Below are 20,644 nucleotides of genomic sequence, written 5' to 3' on the forward strand. Positions count from 1 at the left end.
AGGGGGACGGCGACAGCCGGGGGTTAGTAGCAACAGATCTGAAACACTACCCCTTTATCCTTTATCCTTTATCCTTAATTTCACGTTTCTTTCTTCTTTTTTCCTTCTTCCCTCTTCTCTCCTTCCCATGCTTCTCACCACCGACACCATCTGGGCAATTCTCAAAGACACTATCGACGATACAACCGCAAATCGACTCGTTTGGGAGTGTTTGGGCTATCGCTATGATGAAGCGACGGGCAAGTGGGATTCCAGTCAGGTCGCAGCGGAGTGGCGCGAGGAGTATCCTGAACCGCCTGACTTTATTGCCAGTCGTCCGGCAACGGTGAAGTTGACACGCTCCATTCCCAAAGAAAACAAACAATTGTTAAAAGAAGAATTGGGCTTTGAGGGTTACAAAGTGGGAGAATTAGTACCTCGGTTGACCCGACGAGCGACGATCGCCAACTGGTTGTTGAGCCACAGAAAAGAGCAGGGGTTGTAAACTATCAGAATCTCCAGTCCAACATCTAAAATCCCAAATCGGTTATGACGTGGTGGCAGAAGTTTAGAAAAAATTCCCTCGCTCAACTCGGCGCAATTATTCTGTTGATTTTTTATTTAACGGTCATTGCTGCGGAGTTTTTTGCTCCCTATGATCCCTATGCCTCGCAGGTGGATGGGTCACTGCTGCCACCCACTGAGGTTTATTGGCGCAATCAGGAAACGGGGCAGTTCATTGGTCCTCACGTCTACCCCACTACACAAGGCCCAGTTGATTTGGAGACGGGCGATCGCCTGGTGTCAGTTGATTTCAGTAGACCGTCTCCGATTCGGTTGTTTGTTCAGGGAGATGAGTATCGGTTTCTAGAGATAAAGCTGCCTCTGCCAACACGTTTGTCGTTGAGTGAGCCACAGTTTGAAGAAATCACTGTGTTTCCCGGTATTCCCGGCAATCTTCACCTATTTGGAACGGCGGGAGATGGCAGGATCAACGTTTTGGGAACGGATGAGCAGGCACGCGATCAGTTCAGTCGTCTGATCTATGGGGGACGGGTCAGCCTCAGCATTGGCCTGGTAGGGATTATCATTTCCTTCCCGTTGGGAATGCTGGTAGGAGGCATTTCTGGCTACTTTGGTGGGGTGGTAGATGCATCCCTGATGCGAATTGTCGAAGTGTTGATGACAATTCCCAGTATTTATTTGTTGGTGGCATTAGCAGCGGTCTTGCCTGCGGGGTTAACCAGTTCACAACGGTTTTTGTTGATTGTTCTGATTACCTCATTCGTCAGTTGGGCAGGTCTGGCACGGGTGATTCGGGGGCAGGTGCTCTCGATTAAAGAAAGGGAGTTTGTACAAGCGGCACGAGCCATGGGGGGGCGATCGCTCTACATCATCACGCGCCACGTATTACCGCAGACTGCAACCTATATCATCATTTCAGCCACCCTTTCGATTCCCAGCTTCATTGTTGCTGAAGCCGTTCTTAGCCTGATCGGACTGGGCATTCAACAACCCGACCCCTCCTGGGGCAATATGTTGTCTCTTGCCACCAATGCCTCATTCCTCGTGTTGCAACCGTGGCTAATCTGGTCACCTGCCATCCTCATTGTTGTCACCGTGTTGGCATTCAACTTGTTAGGCGATGGCTTGCGTGATGCCCTTGATCCACGTGGTTTGCAGCGGTGATCTGGTTTGGCTCGTCAGAATCAAAAAGTTTGTTTTATTGCAGGAACGGGTCACTCCGGTTCCACTCTCTTGGGGTTGATTCTAGGCAGTCACTCCCAGGTGTTTTATGCCGGAGAAGCCGCAAAAACTCGGTTTTTGCAAAATGAAACGAAAAAATTAGCAAAACGAGTCTGCAAAATTTGTGGCGAACATTGCCCTGTGTGGGAAGACTTTCAGATTAGTCAAACCCCCGATTTGTATGAACAAATCAGTATCAAAGTGAATCAACCCGTCGTGGTTGATTCTACTAAGAATGTGGATTGGATTCGACAGCAACTCATCTCATTGAAATCGACTTCTACGGAGCCGTTTCTGATTTTTTTGCAACGGGATGGACGGGCCGTAATCAACTCTCGGATTCGTAAATATCCGACTCAATCGCCTCATGCATTAATTGCAGATTGGCAAACTCAAATTCAAAAAACGAATCAGTTGTTTGAAGAATTTTCTTACGCCAAAATGAAAGTTCGTTATGAGCAATTGGCGACCGATCCAACAGAAGTTATGCAACAAATTTGTAATCTGTTAGATCTTGAATATCAACCTGAAATGTTGAATTATGCTAATCATGAGCATCATGTCTTGGGAGGCAATGACGGAACTCAATTCCTCGTTGCTCAAGCTCAACGCGATCGCATCCAAACCCCTTTTGTCCAATTATCAGAGCGCAATCGATACTATTACGAAAATCATAGTTCACACATTACGTTAGACCTGCGATGGCAACATGAACTTGATCCAGCGATCGCCCAATTGTTTGAAGACATGGCAGGTCAAGACAATCAAGAATTGCAGTGGGATACGTAGGGATGACGCAAAAAATTGATCTGGTGTTTAGAACGATTGGGGAACGAACTTCGGCGATCGCTCTAGAGTTAGCTATTCAAAATATTCAACCGCATCAAGTTCACATTATTGAAAACATTAAACCGTTTTCTGCCGCAGTCAATCACATGTTGACAATTAATTATGACTGCGATTTTGTTGTGTTTATGGATGCCGATTGTTTGATTTTGGAAGACATGGCTCACTTCCTGCAAAATAATCAGTATCCCTACGTAGATTGCTACGTACTCGACAAATTTAGAGGACATATTCATCAAGGGGTTCACATTACGCGCATTGATTTAGTGCAACACATGAAACAGGTCAAAGTCCCCGAATATGACCTGAAATATGTCTTGCGACCAGAGTCGAGAGTTCGGGCGATCGCTCTGGCAGAACTGAAATTGAGCAAGCAATTTAAGCCCTTCAGAATCTTCCACGATTTCTTTCAGTCCTACACCGACATCTTTGCCAAGATGGCACTGCGCGAACTGCGGAGCCGCACCCATCACACCAAAATTCAACTGACAGCCGCACAACGCTATTGGCAGGAACGAGCCGACGATCTTGATTTTGTTGTTGCTCACCATGCCGTGAAATACACCCATGCGGCGATCGCACCGGATGCTGCTCCAGAGGAGATAGCTGCTTTTATTGCTGAGTTGCCGAACATAGCGGCTATAGAGGTGCCTAAACTCAACTTGCCAGCACAACCTGCACTAACCATGGTAGAGATTGAGGCAAAAGCCAGAAGCCAATGGAATTGGCAGTTATCACGAACCTCCCAAACCAGCCCATCAGAGGTGAATGTCAGACGCGATCGCAAGGTATTTGGCATTGGTTTGAGCCGCACCGGAACTAAAAGCCTGACGGCTGCCCTCTATACGTTAGGGCTTCGCACGATTCACTATCCCGATGATGAAACGACGCTGCGAGAACTGAGCGAGGGCAACTGCAATTTTTCAGTGCTGCAACACTACGACGGCATCACCGATATCACTACCATTCCCTATTACATGCAACTCGATAAGCTGTTTCCTGGAAGCCAGTTCATCTTAACGGTGCGTGACAAACAAGCATGGCTCGACTCCATGGAACGCCATTGGTCGGGTAGACCTGCCTTTGGTGATGAGGATGAAAATCAACTCAACATTGACAAAGAAGTTCACTTGAAGATCCGCCGATTTCTACGCGCAGCGGTTTACGGCTGTTATGAATTCAACGCCGATCGCCTGTCCTACGTCTACGACCTGCACCACAAATTGGTATTGGACTACTTTCGCGATCGCCCAGAGTCCTTATTGGTGCTCAACATCTGCGGAGGACAAGGCTGGGAAGACTTGTGTCAGTTTTTGGGAACCCCCGTGATTGATCAGCCGTTTCCCTACACCAAAAAGCAATCGGCATTGATGGCGTTGATGAGTTAATCGGCTCTGGCTCCCTTCTCCAACGTTGAGAAAAGGGTTGGGGATGAAGGCAATGTAGGATTTATAGGCTTTCTTTGCAATTTTGCGCGATTCTAGTAGATGCTCCTATTTTGGCAAGGGCTATGAACCCCAACACCGTGACCCCAGACGAAACCCTGGATGCTTCTGAAAGCACCACATCACTAACTGCTGAACAGCATCGCCTCAAAATGCAGCGTCGCAAGGAGGTGCAGGAAAAGCGACTGGCAGAACGCAACCTGGAAAAGGGACTCGTGATCGTTCACACTGGAAACGGCAAGGGCAAAACCACGGCCGCCCTGGGAATGGTGTTGCGATCGCTCGGTCATGGCTATCGGGTGGCGATCGTCCAGTTCATTAAAGGTGCGTGGGAACCTGCCGAAAAAGCCGCACTGAGCCACTGGACGGTGAGCCAAAACGGCGCACCCCCGCAGCTAGAGTTTCATGCGATGGGGGAGGGCTTTACCTGGGAGACACAAGATCGCGATCGCGATATTGCCGTAGCTCAAGCCGCATGGCAAAAAGCGTTGACTTATATCAGCAATCCTGAGTTTAAATTGGTTCTGCTTGATGAAATTAATGTTGCTCTCAAGTTGGGTTATTTGCCCGTTGAACAAATCGTGTCAGGTTTAGCCAACAAACCTGCCGATTCTCACGTCATCCTCACAGGCAGAGGTGCCCCGAATGAGTTAATTGAAGTCGCTGATTTGGTCACCGAAATGTCATTGGTGAAGCATCCCTTTCGAGAGCAGGGTGTTAAAGCTCAAGCAGGAATTGAGTTTTAAGGATGAAAATTGGCGGCTTTGAGCATGTGATAAGTAATCAACAACTGCGTCAACGCTAGAGGGTAGCTTTGCAGCATCTCTCCAGTGGTTCCGACCACCTTACCAATAGTGGGGTTACCTTGAAGATTGCAGAATTTGCCCAAATAGGGCACTTCGTTACACAGCACACGTTCCAACTCGATGACCTGCTCCACCGTCGCATGACCATCAATTTGCAGAACATCGACGGGTTTACCCATATCGCGATCGAGTTCTAACCGAATCGCAGACCCTAAATGGTTGCCATCAGCACCGAGAATCGTGCTGAGATCTGGGTGAGGAATCGTCGGTCGCAAAATCAGGCTCGCATTCAGCAACAAATCATTCTGTCCATCATTCTCAGATGGGTAAAAAGTGACAATCACATCTGCCCATTGCCGTTGCGGACGAATGTAAGCTTCCGAGTCGGGTTCCCGCTGACGGAGTTGGTCAAGTACCTGCTCCCGGTTGTAGCCTCGCTTACTCGTGTCACGCTTGATTTTCCAACCTGTCCGCAACTCTTCAGGCGGAGCCAGATACACCTTGACATCATAGCTGTCACGCATCCCACGAGTAGAGTAGCCCAATAGCCCCTCCACGATGACGTATTGGTTCGGTTTGATGTATTCGGGTGGGTCAAACTTGCCTGTGCTGTGGTTATAGATGGGTTTCAGGATGGGTTGCCCAGTTCGCAACAAGCCGAGGTGTTGCTGAATGATGTCGAGATAGTTGCAGTCGGGATGCAGGGCTGAAATGCCTAACTCTGCCCGTTGTTGGCGATCGTAGCGGTGGTAGTCATCGGTACAGATAACAGTCACGTTCTCCTCGCCCAAGACTTGAGCAATTCCTCTGGTGAGTGTCGTTTTTCCAGCGGCACTGTCACCAACAATCCCCAGGATAATTGGGCGATGAACCATGAAGCCTCCTCGATCAAACGGGCATCAGCATAAGAGTGAATAGCCCCAATTATTAGAGGCAATGAGTCGCATTGCAAGGACTTTGCCTCTAATCATTGGGGTTCTGCAATTTTTAGTAATACTTCGATAGATTTAGTAATGTTTGTTTTACGAATCGCTAAACAAAGACTCAAATTCTGTCTTGAGAGCATTGAGATCCGCAAGTCGAGCAACTAGCAGATTTTCTGCACCTGCATCTTCGAGTCGTCGCTTCCAATGACACACCTGGTCAGCATTGTTAAGCCAGAAATGAATCACGGTATCCACAACTTCATCTAACTGCCAACCTCGGCGGCTTGGAACTGTCTCTACAGACTCAATAAATGCATCTAGCGTGCATTGATAAGCACCCAGATATTGAGCACCCGCATGAGACTTTTGCTGTTGTCTCTCCTGTTCATAGCTGAAAAAGGATAAGACGGGTGAAACTCCCACCAGATCGAAGGTGTATTTCATGGCTGTCTCCTAAAATTACTTAAATTTACGGAGTAGATCTCCTGAATAAACTGTTTTTGAATTGCATAAATTGTTGCGTAATTTAACACACAGCCATTTACGCAAAAAGTGTAGTGAATGATGCACTTTAGAGAGTTAAGCGATCGCCAAATTGTTTTCCTATTGAGTAAAGAATTGTACTCTTGTAACTCAAAAAATCAAGAATCAAAACAAACAAATTACATAAAATCTACACAAATCTATCTTGAGATAAAGGGTGAATAAGAGGGGGGAATGGGGAGTAGGGAGTGGGCGAAGTAATAGTGTTTCTAAGGCGATGTGCTACTGAAGAGGGTATGTAAATTAAAGCGTGCCTGTTATCGTTGCCATCTACTCACGCATCAATGGTGGACTACCTTTCAGGTTCACTAAAATGGACTGATACCAATTTGATTTGAAAACACGACACATGCGACCCCTCCCAACCTTTCCTTAGTAAGGCTACTGTGTATACAGATCTCTGCTCTTTTCCAAATAATTGGAGAACCAGGCATTGGGGGAGTTTCCCCCAAACCCCCATTGGGGGACGCCACTGCCTCCCCCAAACCCCCTAGCAGAAGGTGTTTGAGTTAATCCAAGGACGCGCTTCGCATCGGTTCCAAGTCCGGGTGCTGCTGGTCGGGTCAAGCGGTTTGACGAGGGCTCAAAGCCCCCAGGATTGGGGGATTTAGGGGGCTGAGAGGACTTGTGTGTACACGGTAGCCTGAGTAAGGGTAGGTGCCGTAGGCGGTAGGATTCTGTGTAACCATCACAGGCTAAATCAGTATGAGAACCTTTCCTAGTCTGCTAAAGCAGACTTCATCCCATAAGCCCGCACTTTAGTCGCGGGTGGGAGTAGCACGAAGGCAGCGTGGATTTTGAGCGTTGCTGAATGCGGGTACGATTCTCAAAAACTGACCACCGTTGTAAGGGCATTTCGCGAAACGCCCCTACACTCGTAATTGCGACCTCGCTTTCTTCCCTACTCCCCACCCCCTACTCCCTACTCCCTATTCCCCTTATTGAACTTCTTGCAATGGTGGTTCGACGACTGGCACTGGGATTTCCTCCACTTCCGGCAGTTTTTCAGGGGAGAGTTTCACAGGGGCATTGCTACCGCCCAATCGTTTGAGGAGTTGGGGTTTGGGGTCATGTAAGAGATAGATGATGCGATCGCCCGCTTCCCAGGTTTCTAAAGCAGACATTACCTGACACTGACCTTCACGCTCTAACAGCAGGGGTAAAAGATCGCCCGCTTCAATCAGCGACTTCAGGTGTGCCTGCTGTTGCTCTAGTTCTCCTTCTCGCAGCAACGTTTCGCCGAGCTTAACCGCATTATCGGTCAGGTAGCGATTCCACATCTTTAACTGCATCTGCGGCATGAAGGCGGGCTGCACCTTGCTAGCAGCAGCAGGCTGCCCATCACTGGGAAATAGGGCAACCACTCGTGGCGGTTGAAATTCCTCTGAGGCTCGTTGCGCCAAAACCCGATTGACTTCCCCATTGCTGGTCATCGCCAAAAACGTTCCAACACTGGCAAGCCCCGCTCCCTCCAAAACTTCCATATCCAGGGCACTGCTGGCAACAACTCGCATATCTCCCAGCGTTTCTCTGGCAGTGCGACAGGCATCCTGATCGGTGTCGATCAGGACAACCGTTTCGTTGCGATCGCGAAACAGGCGAGCAATCAGCAAACTCAGGGGATTGCAACCGACGATTACCGCTCCGGTAGCTTGCGTAGAGGTGATCCGCAGCAGTTGAGCCACCCAACGCGCTGTCAATCCTTGCAAAAATACCGTGGAGAGAATAGTGAGAAATACCAGGGCTTTGATCGAGTCGCCCCCGTTAATGCCCCGTTGCGTCAACAAAATGGCAAAGAGAGAAGCAACCGAGGCAGACACAATCCCTTTGGGAGCAACCCAGGCAACGAACAGCTTTTGCCGCCAGGTCATGCCACTATTGAGGGTACATAGCCCGATGTTGATGGGGCGGACAACGAACATCAACACGGCTACGGTGAGAACGGCTCCCTGCCCCAGGGCAAACACACTGGCGATCGACAAATCTGCCGCCAGGAGGATAAACAGCACCGACACCGCTAGAATCGTCAACTGGCTTTTGAAGCGTCGCAGAAGCCGTTCTTCTGGCAGAGATGCGGTACGTAATACAATCCCCGCAACGACCGTGGTCATCAATCCGGCTTCACTCCGGATGGACTGGGCAATGCCAAACAGACCCCAGATTCCCGCCAGTACCACTAGATTTTTCAAATCCTCCGAGAGAAATTTGGCGTGCTTGAGAAATAACCCCAGTAGCCATCCTCCCAAAGCTCCGATACTCGCACCAATTCCCAATCGCAGGGTTAGACCTGTCACAACAGACACCGGATCAGCACCGCCATTGAGAATGATATCCAACACAACCACTGCCAGAATCGCCCCCACTGGGTCGATCAACACCCCTTCGCCTTCTAGCAGGGTCGCCACCGATCGCTCCACCTTCACCTGCTTCAGCAAGGGACTAATCACCGTTGGTCCCGTGACCACGACCAGCGAGGCATAAAGAAAGGCGATCGCCCAGGGAAACTCACCCAACCAGTGCGCTGCCATGCCACCCCCGACGAGGGTGATCAGCGTCCCAATCGTGACCAAATTTCGCAAACTGCCGGATACACGGCTCAAATCGCGCAATTGCAGATTTAGCCCACCCTCAAACAGAATCAGCGCAACGGACAGTGCCACCATCACCTCAAGCCCGGTGCCCAAACGTTGGGGATGCAGCACGCCAAATCCATCTGACCCCAGCAAAATGCCAAACAGGAGCAGAAAGACGATGCTCGGAACTTTTAGATAATCTGCCACCACCTGAGCACTGATGCCCGCGATCACGGTGATCACCATTTGCAGCGTTATCTCAAGGGATGCATCCATAGGGTTCGCTGGACAACTGGCTCAGTTGGAGTTCTTAGAAATCAAAGGTTATGGCAATGAGGGGCGATCGCTTTTACAAGTGCGAAAACAGTCCATCAAAAGCAGTCGATATTGCGTCAAGCATACCACTCCCATTCAAGCTTCTCTTCATATATATGTCGCACTCATGGGAAGATATGCTCCCCAAAGGTTAGCGATCGCTCCTTGGGGGGAATTGCTTCGCACCGCCCCTTTTCCTATCCGCCTTAATCTACCGCTCGTCCGTTTGCAAATACAGCGCGATAAATCGCGCCACAACAGGTTCATCCTTTGCCAGTCTCTCTCAGCCACCAAATCAACCCGTCGCGATTTTGGATTTTAGATTTGCGATTTTGGATTTCCCCTTCTCCCTCCACGCTACCGTATACACACAAATCCTCTTAGCCCCTAAATTTCCTAGCTTTGGGGAACTTTGAACCTTTGTCAAAGGTCTTGACTCAACCAAAAACACCCGTACTTGGAAGCGATGCGAAGCGTGCCTTTGGGTTAACCGAAACACCTTCTGCTAGGGAGTTTGGGGGAGGCAGTGGCGTCCCCCAATGGGGGTTTGGGGGAGAATCCCCCATTGCCTGGTTTTCACAATTATTGAAGTAACCATGCACCTAATTCGGAAGGAAGCAGAGATCTGTAATTTGGGTAAGGGTTTGGCAATGCCAAACCCCAACAAAGAACTCCCTAAGCGGAAGGTAACGAGGCTTGCGTCGGAGCATCCGGCATCAACCGACCAATCCCTTGCTTCACCAGGGTTTGCAAGAAAGCAGTGCGCTGATTGTCCTGGAAGACCGCTTTTAGCTTTTGCGTCAGGCGATCGAGTTGGAAGGCGGGTTCTGCTCCTGCTTCAATCAACAAACTCTGCTCCTCAAAATAGGTGATGAGGCTAAGTCCGGCAATCCGGGTGAGGTAGGCAGCACTGATGCCTTGCATTAACCCTCCAGCCACATAGGTGAGGACGTGGCTCTTGAGTAGAGGGGCGATCGCCTGGCTCGACAACTCCACTAAGCCCAGCTTCACCATCAATTCCGCCATATTGCCTGCGACGGTTTTTGCCTGCTCCAGCGAGAAAGGCTGCTGGTAAATCGCGCCCAGATCCATCACGAGTTGGGTATTGATAGCAGCGGTTGCTAATAAATCTAAACTAGGAACCGGGTTGGCAAAGGCAGTAGCGGCGGCGATCCACTGGGATTGCTCGATCAATGGCAGGGCGCGATCGCGACGAATCTGGTTCAGTTCGGTTTGGATAGTGGCTTTCAACGCTTTGGCTTGCCGCATCACGGTTGCCAACACGAGGCGTTGTCCCTCCTGTTGAAGAATTGTGGCGACTCGCTCAGTTAAGCCAGTGAGGTCAGGAGTCGATTGCTCTACCGATTCCTGGAGGCTGCCGTCGGCGGCATAGCGGCGCACTTTGATAGGAGCAGGTTGTGCGGCGATCGCGATGATGTCCTCTGTCGCCATCTGGTTTTGCAGGCGATCGCGCAGGGATTGCAACACTTGCACCCGCTCATCCGGCAGGTATTGGTCTTGCTTGTTAAACACCATCAACACGCGCTGTTGACGGTTAAGCAACTGACTCACCGCTTGAAACTCAGGGTCAGTCAGGTCACCCGCCGTGACAAACAACACTAGATCCACTTTGGAAACTTCGGCAATATCGGTTGCGCCCAAACCCACACTCGATTCTGCTGGAGAAGGGGTAGCGTCCGATGCGGGAGCCTGAGCCATCAGGCGAGCGGCTAATTGATGCGTCAGAGTAGTTTTGCCAACTCCTCTGCCTCCCATAATTGCCAGTCGAGCCTGTTTGCGGTCGAGATTAGCGGTGAGATGGGCAAGTTGTTGGCGCAACCCTGCGATCAGGGCTGTACTATCCGTTCTAGAGTCAGGCAGTTCGGTTTGCAACAGTTGAATTCGCTGTTCAACGCTGGCTAGCTCTTTTTCAACCGAGGGGCGATCGACGGGCAGTGGAGCTACATCCGGCTTAGAAGGTAGCAGTTGTTGCTTAAACCACCAAAAGCCAGAACCCAGGGCGATCGCTGCCCACACAATGCTACCTCCCAGATGGGTTGTACTGGGATGCAAGCTCTCTAAAAGCCACAAACTAAAGGTCAAACCTAAACCGCCAACGAGGATTGGTCGCCGTGTTGCAAACGCCATGAATCGAGCCATCAAAGAACGATACTTCAATTCTCAACTGTAAAGTGGCGATCTGACCCGGTAAGATGTCAATTTTTGAGAAATTTATAGTACAAGGCAGTGAAAGGATAAAGGAGCAGTGAAAGGATAAAGGAGCGGTGGGTGGTGTTCCAAACCTGTTGATAACCTCTGTAAGACCCCCTGTAGTCCCCCTTACCAAGGGGGACGGCGACAGCCGGGGGTTAGTAGCAACAGATCTGAAACACTACCTTCATTTTTTATTTCTTCCTATTCATAGCCCTACACATAGGCATTAGGACATAAGGGGGTGTGGGGCTGCGCCCCCAGCCAGGGGTTCCACCCCTGACCCCGTCCTAACCTTAGTGAGTACTGCTATATCCTTCATCCTTCATCCTTTATCCTTTCCCCCTACTCCCTAAAACAAAAGCTCCAAGTTCAAATGAACTTGGAGCCTTTTAACTTGGTGGCGGGAAGTGGATTTGAACCACTGACCTTCGGGTTATGAGCCCGACGAGCTACCAGGCTGCTCTATCCCGCGTCGCCTCATCTAGTATAGCGAGAGATGTCTAGAAACGACAATCTTTTTTAGAAATCTCTCAAGATTTGGTTGAAATGCTTACAGCAGCGAGAGTTCACCCACGACATCCAGGCGTTTGAACTTACCCAGGGTCATGTAAGTCTCTGCCAAGGTTTCTGCGATCGCCGGAGTAATCCAACCCATCTGCTTCAGCAAGTGAATCGCCACCGCATGTTTTGCTCGTTTTGCGCCATCGGTAACTTTGATAGCTAAGCCTAACCCCTCCCCGACACGGGCAACACACTGTACCCCCTCGGCTCCGGACTTACTAACCAACTCACCCTCCGTCAGTCGCATCAACTCGGTGTCAAATTCGCCGTTACCCGCCACCATTGAGGGATGATGGGTCATGGCGCGAACAATCCGTTCCATATCGAGGTTATCGCCCGATGCGAGTTGAGCGTATAAGGTCGCCATCTGCCCCAACTGCATAAAGTAGGTTGGCGCACCACAATCATCGTGGGCACAGATAAACTCTTCAGCGGGCATTTTGAGCAGGTCAGCCACCTTACTAAGAATTAGCTTTTGAACGGGATGGTTACGTTGCAAGTAGCTATTGAGCGGAAAGTTGCGCTGTTGGCACACCGCCAGCATTCCTGCATGTTTGCCAGAGCAATTGTATTGCAGGGGGCTACTTTTACCTTCAGGGATAGGGCACTGAAGGGCAGACGGATCCACATCGCATCGCCAAAGAATATTAAAGACCTGACGCACCTGTTCAATAGAAGCGTGGTGAGAGCTACAAATCACGGCTAAGTCGCGATCGTTCAGTCCAAAGCGTTCCAGGGTGCCTGTTGTAGTGACGGCTAGTGCCTGAAAGGGTTTTAGTGCGGAGCGAACAAAAGTGGCAGTTTCAGCGTTTCCAGCAACTGATAAAACCCGTCCTCGGTTATCGGAAACCGTTGCCTGAACGTAGTGCTTCGACTCGATAATGCCTTCCCGTAGCAACCGGACTTCCAGCTCTGCGGCTTGCGTGCGTTTTCCCCGTGTCATGTTTTGAAACTTACTAGTGTGCTCCGTGTTCCCATGTGATGCTCCAATTATGACCGGGTGCAGGAGTGGAACCCCTAGCTGAGGGCATAACCCCCCTTTCCCCTTGCCCCAACCGTCTTAACGGTTGCTGTTCGGAGTGAGACAACGGTGGTGACAAAACCCTACTCTATCCCACTTTGTCCTGTTTCCTAAAGAAAATTCCAGACGATCGCCCCAACGCCAAACAATCCCAGAATGATGAGAAAGGTATATTGCAAGCGTTTGAGAATCGGGCGAATTTCGTAGGTGACAATCAGGCGATCGCGTTGGAGCACCTCATCGGGCTTCGTCCAGGTTTGCCCGTCATACCACCCCGACTCTTCATAAAAAATGGTTGCTTCAAACAGACGGTTTCGCACATAAACCCAACCCAAATAGAGTTGCAACAATGCCAATATTGGCAGCACGCAAGCTCCACCCGCCCCACTCAAAACAAAGTGCAGTGGATCTTTTTCCCACGGGAAGCTGATTAACGCCACCGGAGCAGCGACCAACCAGCTGACCAACCAGAGGATCACGATGGGCTTGAGATAACCGCCCCAATCCTGCGTTGCCCAGACATAGAACCAGGATTCCCGCAGGCTTTGATATTCATTTAAAGGTTGCTGTTCAGTCGGAACCGGACAAACAGGGGCAGAAGATTTCATGGCAACGACCAATAAGCACACATGCTAGCTCGACAACATCGTAAACTAACACTTTGCCTGTGGAAAAGGGTGAAACAGGGAGAGGGTGGAGGAGTGGGAGGGGTTGTGCCCACGATCCATCCACCTGACACGTCTATCCTTGCCCACTGGTGAGATTAATTGCGGCAAAAGATGTGCGCTTGGCATGACCCCAAAACGCTTCTAAGTTGTAAAACTCCCGCTCTTCGGGCAAGAAGATGTGGGCAATGACGTCGCCGTAATCGAGCAACACCCAGCTTCCCTCAGTCTGCCCTTCCAGTTGGACAGGTAAACGGTGCAAATTTTCTTCAACGTGGTCTTCAATCGAACGAGCGATCGCCCGCACTTGCACACTCGAAAATCCAGTGGCGATCACAAAATAATCTGCCAAATAAGACACGTCTGAGACATCCAACACCACAATGTCTGCCCCTTTGCGGTCATCCATTGCCTGGGCGATCGCCAGTGCCAGTTGATAGCTGCTCTCTGTAGCGGTTGGCGCGGAAGCCGATTGATTTTGTTTCGCAGCCACAAGGGTTGAAGATGTTGTCTCGATGTTAGAGAAATGGGTCATTAAAGAGAATTTTCCTTGAATAGTGAAACGACACAAAAATTGAACTTAACAATCAACCAACAAAGAATGGGTTCTGATTAAAACGGTGAAACGGTGACATAAACAAACCAATTTCAAAAGCCAATCTAGACATCAACAGCATTAAGCCGAGAGGGAAGAGGGTGGAATGAAATCGGTTTTAGACAGAGTAGAACGGGTGGATTGGTGTAAAAACCAGTTGCGGGTTAAAACGGTGCGTGGATGAATGAGCCGACGAGTCTCCAGGAGATAGCGGAATGAGTAGTCACATGTCATCCAGACGGCTTGTCCTAAGTCCTCGCGGCTGACCTGACGCAACTGCTCTAGCTCGGGGGTGTCTCCCCTGCCAAGTTCGAGAGAGTCTGCCACAAACACGATACAGCTGAGGGCACTCATTCCAGGCTTACCCAGCGTGTGATTGGCGATCGCCTCCAGAATATCGGGATCTGTGATGCCAAACTCTTCTCGCGCCACGATCGCGCTGATATCAGCATGAAGTAAATGAGGGTTGATCTCATCCACCGGATCGAGGGACAAGCCCTCTGATTTTGCCATCTCTAGCAATCGACGCGGCTTAAAATACTTTGCAAGATCATGCATTAAGCCCGCTTGGGCAGCTTTTTCAACATTTTCTTGGTGGAGTTGGGCGAGGGCGATCGCCATCTCTTCCACACCTAAAATGTGTTTGATACGGGATTCGGGAACATTGTCAGCCAACCAATCCAACACGCGCTGACGCAGTGATCCAGATACTTTTCCCATGCAGTTAGCAGCTAAGACTCATAACGATAACGAGTGGGAAGTCCACGAATGCAACATGACTCATTGGTGAGCAGTGGGCTGCTCTAATCTCCTCATTTTAACGTAGGGACTCATTTGCACAAGGGGGTGTAACCGCACCACCCAATAAGGTTGCGATCAGCCCATCAATCATGCGATCGCGGCTGATGGCAAAAAACTCTTTCCCGTGCAACACTTCCTGGCTCAAGATGAAGGCAATCAGGCTCCCAGAGAAGATGCGGGCAGCGATGTCGGGGTCAGGCAGATGAATAGCAGGGTGAGATTTGAAATAGTGACTTAATACAATGTCACCTTTTTGCACGACTTCCCGCATATACAACTGCGCCAACTCCGGAAACCGCCCGGACTCAGCAAAGAGCAGGCGAACGAAGGCGATGTATTCGGGGTCGTCCATGCGTGCCAGAAAAATTTGAGCAATCCGTCGCAGCGTGATGTCTGGCGGTTCTGTAATGGGTAGCTCGCACTCACAGGAGTCATCGTGAACAGAGTCGGGGGTCGATTCTTCAAACTCCATCTGAAAGTGACGCAGCACTAATCGTTCAAACAGAGCAATAAACAAGCCCTCTTTATTTTGGAAGTGGCTATAGATCGTGTGCTTGGAAACGCCCGCTTCGATAGCGATGCGATCCATGCTGGTTTCGGCGTAGCCATGGTGTAAAAAGACCTGCATTGCCCCTTTCAGGATCTGCTCTGGCTTGTCTCTGTCAATCAGTGTTTTTTCAGATGAATTACTTAACATGATGGCGATCGCTAACTGAGGTAGCAGATAGAGGGTTTGTCATTCAAAATGCAGGATGGACTGAGCTGTTATCGATGCGTTAGCAGATATAAAGCAACCAGGGGGTTGGTTAGGTCGGGGTGCAGGGATTCTACCCCTGACTGGAGGCTGCGCCCCCACACTCCCTTGTATTAATTGTCTCGACTGTATTAATTGTCTCGACAGTTGTGATAGACACTCTACAGAGAATATAGAGCCGATCCACACGAAGATATCAAAGTATTGCGCGGCTAATTTGGCACGTTGGCAGGATGCTGTTCTCATCCGGTTGCAGGAGGGAGGTTCAGTAGCAGACATCCTACAATCTCAACTATGAATTTTTGTAGACACAACTGCACTGCACAGTGTAGTTTAAATTTTATAAGAGAAACTGCACTGCACGGTACAGTGCAGTCCCGCAACATTCTACTTTAACGCCACTAATGCCCTGGGAGGGCAATGTTATGAGTATGGGCAAAACGTTGCGCTCCTGGAGGGTTCCAGGAGTCTGGGTCTGGTTAATTCCCTTACTGTTACTGGGTGCAGGGTTTATCGCATTTCGGTCAATCATGTCGGCTCCACAAGAGGCAGAAACGGAAACCGTACAACTGCCACAGCAAGTCACTGTCGCCGCATTGGGACGGTTGGAGCCGGAAGGGGAAGTGATTACGGTGGGAGGTCCGACAAGCGATCGCATCGCTCAGCTTGAGGTAGCCGAGGGAGATTTTGTCGAGCAGGGTGCCATTCTGGCGTATTTAGAAAGTTATGAAGAGCGCAAAGCCGAACGAGACTATGCCGCGAGTCAGTTAGCGGAGGCGCAAACTCGATTGAGAACAGAAACGCAATTCGGTCGAGCCCAGATCCAGGAGGCACAAACCCGCCTACAGCAAGTCGATCGCCCAGAGTTATTTGAGATTGAATCTCAGCAGGCGACGGTGCGGCAATTGGAAGCCGAATTATCCCTGGCTCAAACCGATCTGGGGCGATCGCAGTCCCTCTACGAAGAAGGGGCGATTTCTCGGCAAGAGTTGGACGAGCAGATCACTGAAAATCGTCGGGTCGAGGAGCAACTTAATAGTGCCAAAGCCGAGTTAGTTCGCCTGGAGGCACGCCGCAGCACTAATTTGAGTAATGCTCGTGCTCAGGTGCAGTCCCAACAAGCCAGTTTGCAGCGATCGCAAGCCCAAATTGAGGTCGAGTCTGCGGCTCGCAACCTGCAACTGGCAGAAGCACGCCTCGATCGCACGATTATTCGTGCCCCTCAAGATGGAGAGGTGCTCCGCATTTTGGCTCGTTCTGGCGAGGCAATCAGCGAAGATGGCATTTTGGAACTGGGCAACACCCGCCAAATGTTTGTGGTAGCAGAAGTTTATGAAACCGATGTGCAACGAGTGCGGGTCGGGCAACAAGCAACGATTACCAGTCGCAATGGGGCGTTTGATCAAACGCTGACTGGGCGGGTCGAGCGGATTGGCAGTCAGATCTTCAAGAACAACGTGCTGGATGATGACCCCGCCGCCAACGCCGATGCCCGTATCGTCGAAGTCAAGATTCGGCTGGACAACAGCGACGTAGTAGCGCAACTGACCAACTTACAGGTTGATGTTCGGATTGATGTGGAGTGAGGTATGAGAACTCCACTTGCCCTACTCAATCTGTTGCACGAAAAAACACGCCTGATCGTCGCGATCGCAGGGGTGGCGTTTGCGGTGCTCCTGATCTTTATGAATCTGGGGTTTTTGGGTGCGCTGACCCAGACCACCAGTGAGATCTATAGCAAGATCAACGCTGACATTGTGATGATCTCGCCGCAAACCTTGGAGATTAGCACCAGCAAGACTTTTCCACGCGATCGCCTGTATCAAGTTGCCGGGATAGATGGAGTCGAACAGGTGATGCCCCTGTATGTGGGCTACATGCAATGGCGCAACCCAGAAACTCGCCTCAGTCGTGCTCTGTTTGCCTTTGCGATTAATCCTCGCGACCCCGTGTTTAGCCTGCCTGAGTTGGCTGATCCAGCCACGATTCAGGCGTTGGAACAGCGAGATGCGGTGTTGTTTGATCGGCGATCGCGCCCAGAGTTTGGTCCTCAAACGGTCGGTACAACGACCGAAGTCGAACGTAGACAGGTCAAAATTGTCGGCACCTACACATTGGGTGGCGGTTTTGCCGCTGATGGCACTCTGATTATGAGTGACCAAAACTTTCTCCGCTTTTTTGAACCTCGACAACTCGACCGAATTGATCTGGGGCTGATTCGGCTGCAACCAGGGGTCGATCCAGACAAGATGGTGCAAATGATTCGCGATCGCCTGGGTAACCCAGAAGATGATTCACTGCGCAATCAACGCCCCAATGACGTGTTAGTTCTCACGAAAGAGCAAGTTATTCAACGCGAGCAAACCTATTGGGTAGCGGCTACCTCGATTGGGTTCATCTTTGGTCTAGGGGTGATCGTCTCCTTCATTGTTGGCACTGTAATTGTCTATCAAATTCTCTACACTGATATTGCCGACCACCTGCCTGAATACGCCACCCTCAAGGCAATGGGCTATCGCAGTCGTTACTTGTTTGGAGTCGTTATTCAAGAAGCCGTACTGTTGGCAGTGATGGGCTACATTCCCGGTTTCCTCTTTTCAACGGGGCTATATGAATTAACGACACGCGCAACCAGCGGCAGTCTTCCCATGGCAATGAACTTTGGACGCACTGTGTTTGTGTTGCTGCTGACCATTGCCATGTGCATTGTGTCGGGTTTAATCTCGGTTCGCAAAGTCGTGACGGCTGATCCGGCGGAGGTGTTCTCATGAGACGATTTCGCCGGATTCCCCTCGCCTGGTTAAACCTGACCCACAATCGCCGCAAGTTGGTGACATCGTTGGGGGGCGTTGCCTTTGCTGTACTGTTGATGTTCCTCTTTAGTGGCTTTCAAAACGCCCTGTACGACAGTCAGGTACAACTCTTGACCAGGCTTAATGCCGACATCGTGTTGGTGAGCAAACTGAAATACACCATGTTTGTTCCAGAGTCCTTTGCACGCCGACGGCTCTATCAGGCACAGGCATTTGACGGGGTAGTGGATGCTTACCCGTTGTACACCGCTGATGCCGATTGGAAGAATGCTGAAACGCGCAAAACTCGTGGTGTGCGGGTGTTGGCGTTTAATCCTACTGATCCGGTGTTTTTGTTGCCAGAAGTGCAGGAACAGGTGGATAAATTGCTCATGCCCGACACGGTTATGGTGGATTTGAAAGCTCGTGCTGAGTTGGGTCCAACCACACCCGGAGTCCAGACAGAACTGGCAGAACGACGGGTAACGGTAGTGGGCAACTACACGATGGGCACCGATTTTGCCTCCCAAAATGGCAACGTGATCATGAGTGACCAAAACTTTTTGCGCTACTTTGCCGATCGCGGTCCTGAGGAAGACCCCCGTAGTCTGGGTACAGTAGACATCGGGCTGATCAAAATTTCACCCGATGCTGATGCCAATGCGATCGCCCAGGCTATGAGGCAACGATTGCCCAAGGATGTGGTGATCTACACCAAGCAGGAATTTGTCAATCAGGAGTTGACCTATTGGCGCGAGAATACCCAAATCGGGTTTGTGTTTACCCTGCTGACCAGCACCAGCTTTATCGTGGGCATCATTCTGGTCTACCAAATTCTCTATACGGACGTTGCCGATCACTGGGCAGAGTATGCCACCCTCAAAGCAATGGGCTATAAAAACATTTTTCTCCTGGGGGTGGTGTTGCAAGAAGCCATCATTCTGTCGGTATTGGGCTTCATTCCAGGGTTTTGCATTAGCTCGTTGCTTTACAGTGCCGCGACTAACGTAACCGGGTTATTGATGCAGATGACGGTCAATCGGGTGCTCACGATGTTTTTGTTGACGTTTGGCATGTGCCTGGTTTCGGGCATGATTGCCGTGCGGAAGGTGCAAGCCACTGACCCAGCGGAGGTGTTTGGATGATAGAAAGCTCTAAGACTGGTGCGATCGCCTCAGCTGATACCGAGTTTGCCGTTCGGGTAAAAAACCTCAACTACTACTATGGGCAGGGCGATCTGCGAAAACAGGCACTCTTTGACCTGACGGTGGATTTCCCCAAAGGACAGATTTGTATCGTTACTGGACCATCCGGTTCCGGTAAAACAACCTTCCTTAGCCTGATTGGGGCACTGCGTACCCTGCACGACGGTAGCCTCAAAGTTATGGGGCACGAACTGGTGGGTATGGGCAATGCTGAACTGGTGCAGGTACGCCGCAACATTGGCTTTATTTTCCAGGCGCACAACCTGTTTGAATCGTTAACCGCCGCTCAAAACGTTGAGATGGCAGTGGAATTGTTGGGAGGCTTCAACAATAAGCGGGAACAGGCGATCGCCATCCTTGAAAAATTGGGCTTAGGACACCGGGTCGATTACAAACCCAACTCGCTGTCAGGTGGACAAAAACAGCGGGTGGCGATCGCCCGTGCTCTGGTCAACCAGCCCAAACTCATCCTGGCAGACGAACCAACCGCCGCGTTAGACAAACAATCCGGGCGTGACGTGGTGACGCTGATGCAAACACTGGCAAAGGAGCAGGGCTGCACCATTTTGATGGTGACGCACGATAACCGAATCCTGGACGTTGCCGATCGCATTCTCAATCTCGTGGATGGCTACATCGAATCCGATACGGATACCAGTGACTACATTAGTAGCCACGACCCCAAGTCGCTCGATCCCCATATGTTTATGATGTAGCGCAAGCCAAAATCCTTGAATCCCAAGGGTGTATCACTCGGAATCCAAAATCTAAAATCCAAAATTGGGCTAGCCCAGTGGCAGGATTCATCCCATCTTTTCCCTGAGGCATAATCAAACTAGTCGGTCTAGTCTTCGCAA

Annotated in this window: 19 protein-coding genes and 1 tRNA gene; 10 read left to right on the forward strand and 10 right to left on the reverse strand. The window is 50.4% G+C overall.

Annotated features, from left to right (window positions below):
* The first annotated feature begins 127 nt into the window (after positions 1-127).
* The 5 genes from H6G89_RS17665 (at position 128) to cobO (ending at position 4,762) form a co-directional block, all read left to right on the forward strand.
* Positions 128-484, forward strand: coding sequence for a DUF1823 family protein (locus H6G89_RS17665; RefSeq protein ID WP_190508714.1), 357 nt, complete (start codon positions 128-130; stop codon positions 482-484).
* Between the two features lie 44 nt (positions 485-528).
* A complete protein-coding gene (locus tag H6G89_RS17670; protein ID WP_190508716.1) occupies positions 529-1,668 on the forward strand; it encodes an ABC transporter permease in 1,140 nt (379 codons plus the stop codon).
* A gap of 6 nt (positions 1,669-1,674) precedes the next feature.
* Complete coding sequence (locus tag H6G89_RS17675; protein ID WP_190508718.1) at positions 1,675-2,514, forward strand: sulfotransferase; 840 nt, start codon at positions 1,675-1,677, stop codon at positions 2,512-2,514.
* Positions 2,515-2,516: 2 nt separating this feature from the next.
* Positions 2,517-3,959 (forward strand): sulfotransferase family protein, encoded by a 1,443-nt coding sequence (locus tag H6G89_RS17680; RefSeq protein ID WP_190508720.1) that lies wholly within the window; start codon positions 2,517-2,519, stop codon positions 3,957-3,959.
* Between the two features lie 122 nt (positions 3,960-4,081).
* Positions 4,082-4,762 carry a cob(I)yrinic acid a,c-diamide adenosyltransferase gene (gene cobO / locus H6G89_RS17685; RefSeq protein WP_190508722.1) on the forward strand — a complete coding sequence of 227 codons (681 nt, stop codon included), beginning with the start codon at positions 4,082-4,084 and terminating at the stop codon, positions 4,760-4,762.
* Here the strand turns inward: cobO and H6G89_RS17690 are convergent.
* The 3 genes from H6G89_RS17690 to H6G89_RS17700 form a co-directional block, all read right to left on the reverse strand.
* Positions 4,759-5,697 carry a phosphoribulokinase gene (locus H6G89_RS17690; RefSeq protein ID WP_190508724.1) on the reverse strand — a complete coding sequence of 313 codons (939 nt, stop codon included), beginning with the start codon at positions 5,695-5,697 and terminating at the stop codon, positions 4,759-4,761. The two genes, cobO and H6G89_RS17690, sit on opposite strands and share 4 nt — an antisense overlap.
* 147 nt (positions 5,698-5,844) lie before the next feature.
* Complete coding sequence (locus H6G89_RS17695) at positions 5,845-6,192, reverse strand: hypothetical protein (RefSeq protein WP_190508726.1); 348 nt, start codon at positions 6,190-6,192, stop codon at positions 5,845-5,847.
* A gap of 1,037 nt (positions 6,193-7,229) precedes the next feature.
* Positions 7,230-9,140, reverse strand: a complete 1,911-nt coding sequence (locus H6G89_RS17700) for a cation:proton antiporter (protein WP_190508728.1) — start codon at positions 9,138-9,140, stop codon at positions 7,230-7,232.
* Positions 9,141-9,165: 25 nt separating this feature from the next.
* On the opposite strand from H6G89_RS17700, the gene H6G89_RS17705 reads away from it, so the two are divergent.
* Positions 9,166-9,501 carry a hypothetical protein gene (locus H6G89_RS17705; protein ID WP_190508730.1) on the forward strand — a complete coding sequence of 112 codons (336 nt, stop codon included), beginning with the start codon at positions 9,166-9,168 and terminating at the stop codon, positions 9,499-9,501.
* 353 nt (positions 9,502-9,854) lie between these two features.
* On the opposite strand, the gene H6G89_RS17710 is transcribed toward H6G89_RS17705, so the two are convergent.
* From H6G89_RS17710 to H6G89_RS17740, 7 genes are all read right to left on the reverse strand, one after another.
* Positions 9,855-11,327: a slr1306 family protein gene (locus tag H6G89_RS17710; protein ID WP_190508732.1), complete on the reverse strand. Its 1,473-nt coding sequence runs from the start codon at positions 11,325-11,327 to the stop codon at positions 9,855-9,857.
* 461 nt (positions 11,328-11,788) lie between these two features.
* Positions 11,789-11,865, reverse strand: a tRNA-Met gene (locus tag H6G89_RS17715).
* A 78-nt stretch (positions 11,866-11,943) separates the two neighbouring features.
* Positions 11,944-12,897, reverse strand: coding sequence for an asparaginase (locus tag H6G89_RS17720; RefSeq protein ID WP_190508734.1), 954 nt, complete (start codon positions 12,895-12,897; stop codon positions 11,944-11,946).
* Positions 12,898-13,085: 188 nt separating this feature from the next.
* Positions 13,086-13,583, reverse strand: coding sequence for a CGLD27 family protein (locus H6G89_RS17725; RefSeq protein WP_190508735.1), 498 nt, complete (start codon positions 13,581-13,583; stop codon positions 13,086-13,088).
* A 133-nt stretch (positions 13,584-13,716) separates the two neighbouring features.
* Positions 13,717-14,175 carry a ribosome silencing factor gene (rsfS, locus tag H6G89_RS17730; RefSeq protein WP_190508737.1) on the reverse strand — a complete coding sequence of 153 codons (459 nt, stop codon included), beginning with the start codon at positions 14,173-14,175 and terminating at the stop codon, positions 13,717-13,719.
* Between the two features lie 141 nt (positions 14,176-14,316).
* Positions 14,317-14,955 (reverse strand): bis(5'-nucleosyl)-tetraphosphatase (symmetrical) YqeK, encoded by a 639-nt coding sequence (yqeK, locus tag H6G89_RS17735; protein WP_190508739.1) that lies wholly within the window; start codon positions 14,953-14,955, stop codon positions 14,317-14,319.
* A gap of 97 nt (positions 14,956-15,052) precedes the next feature.
* Positions 15,053-15,733 (reverse strand): TetR/AcrR family transcriptional regulator, encoded by a 681-nt coding sequence (locus H6G89_RS17740; protein WP_190508742.1) that lies wholly within the window; start codon positions 15,731-15,733, stop codon positions 15,053-15,055.
* Between the two features lie 482 nt (positions 15,734-16,215).
* Here H6G89_RS17740 and H6G89_RS17745 point away from each other — a divergent pair, with 482 nt between their 5' ends.
* The 4 genes from H6G89_RS17745 to H6G89_RS17760 are packed head-to-tail and all read left to right on the forward strand — an operon-like array spanning position 16,216 to position 20,503.
* Complete coding sequence (locus tag H6G89_RS17745; protein WP_190508744.1) at positions 16,216-17,376, forward strand: efflux RND transporter periplasmic adaptor subunit; 1,161 nt, start codon at positions 16,216-16,218, stop codon at positions 17,374-17,376.
* A gap of 3 nt (positions 17,377-17,379) precedes the next feature.
* On the forward strand, positions 17,380-18,561 hold the full coding sequence (gene devC, locus H6G89_RS17750; protein WP_190508746.1) for an ABC transporter permease DevC: 1,182 nt from the start codon (positions 17,380-17,382) through the stop codon (positions 18,559-18,561).
* Complete coding sequence (gene devC / locus H6G89_RS17755; protein ID WP_190508748.1) at positions 18,558-19,727, forward strand: ABC transporter permease DevC; 1,170 nt, start codon at positions 18,558-18,560, stop codon at positions 19,725-19,727. Before devC (H6G89_RS17750) ends, devC (H6G89_RS17755) begins: the two co-directional genes overlap by 4 nt.
* Positions 19,724-20,503 (forward strand): ATP-binding cassette domain-containing protein, encoded by a 780-nt coding sequence (locus H6G89_RS17760; RefSeq protein WP_190508750.1) that lies wholly within the window; start codon positions 19,724-19,726, stop codon positions 20,501-20,503. Before devC (H6G89_RS17755) ends, H6G89_RS17760 begins: the two co-directional genes overlap by 4 nt.
* Positions 20,504-20,644: the final 141 nt, after the last annotated feature.

Origin of the sequence: Oscillatoria sp. FACHB-1407 (genome assembly GCF_014697545.1) — a bacterium.
Taxonomy (GTDB): Bacteria; Cyanobacteriota; Cyanobacteriia; order Elainellales; family Elainellaceae; genus FACHB-1407.

Excerpts from the sequence above, each read along its gene's own strand:
- H6G89_RS17680 (WP_190508720.1), top strand. The coding sequence starts at position 2,517 with ATGACGCAAAAAATTGATCTGGTGTTTAGAACGATTGGGGAACGAACT.
- H6G89_RS17700 (WP_190508728.1), bottom strand. The coding sequence starts at position 9,140 with ATGGATGCATCCCTTGAGATAACGCTGCAAATGGTGATCACCGTGATC.
- H6G89_RS17695 (WP_190508726.1), bottom strand. The coding sequence starts at position 6,192 with ATGAAATACACCTTCGATCTGGTGGGAGTTTCACCCGTCTTATCCTTT.
- devC (WP_190508748.1), top strand. The coding sequence starts at position 18,558 with ATGAGACGATTTCGCCGGATTCCCCTCGCCTGGTTAAACCTGACCCAC.
- devC (WP_190508746.1), top strand. The coding sequence starts at position 17,380 with ATGAGAACTCCACTTGCCCTACTCAATCTGTTGCACGAAAAAACACGC.
- H6G89_RS17710 (WP_190508732.1), bottom strand. The coding sequence starts at position 11,327 with ATGGCGTTTGCAACACGGCGACCAATCCTCGTTGGCGGTTTAGGTTTG.
- cobO (WP_190508722.1), top strand. The coding sequence starts at position 4,082 with ATGAACCCCAACACCGTGACCCCAGACGAAACCCTGGATGCTTCTGAA.
- H6G89_RS17665 (WP_190508714.1), top strand. The coding sequence starts at position 128 with ATGCTTCTCACCACCGACACCATCTGGGCAATTCTCAAAGACACTATC.
- H6G89_RS17720 (WP_190508734.1), bottom strand. The coding sequence starts at position 12,897 with ATGACACGGGGAAAACGCACGCAAGCCGCAGAGCTGGAAGTCCGGTTG.
- rsfS (WP_190508737.1), bottom strand. The coding sequence starts at position 14,175 with ATGACCCATTTCTCTAACATCGAGACAACATCTTCAACCCTTGTGGCT.
- H6G89_RS17740 (WP_190508742.1), bottom strand. The coding sequence starts at position 15,733 with ATGTTAAGTAATTCATCTGAAAAAACACTGATTGACAGAGACAAGCCA.
- H6G89_RS17725 (WP_190508735.1), bottom strand. The coding sequence starts at position 13,583 with ATGAAATCTTCTGCCCCTGTTTGTCCGGTTCCGACTGAACAGCAACCT.
- H6G89_RS17690 (WP_190508724.1), bottom strand. The coding sequence starts at position 5,697 with ATGGTTCATCGCCCAATTATCCTGGGGATTGTTGGTGACAGTGCCGCT.
- H6G89_RS17745 (WP_190508744.1), top strand. The coding sequence starts at position 16,216 with ATGAGTATGGGCAAAACGTTGCGCTCCTGGAGGGTTCCAGGAGTCTGG.
- H6G89_RS17760 (WP_190508750.1), top strand. The coding sequence starts at position 19,724 with ATGATAGAAAGCTCTAAGACTGGTGCGATCGCCTCAGCTGATACCGAG.
- H6G89_RS17670 (WP_190508716.1), top strand. The coding sequence starts at position 529 with ATGACGTGGTGGCAGAAGTTTAGAAAAAATTCCCTCGCTCAACTCGGC.
- yqeK (WP_190508739.1), bottom strand. The coding sequence starts at position 14,955 with ATGGGAAAAGTATCTGGATCACTGCGTCAGCGCGTGTTGGATTGGTTG.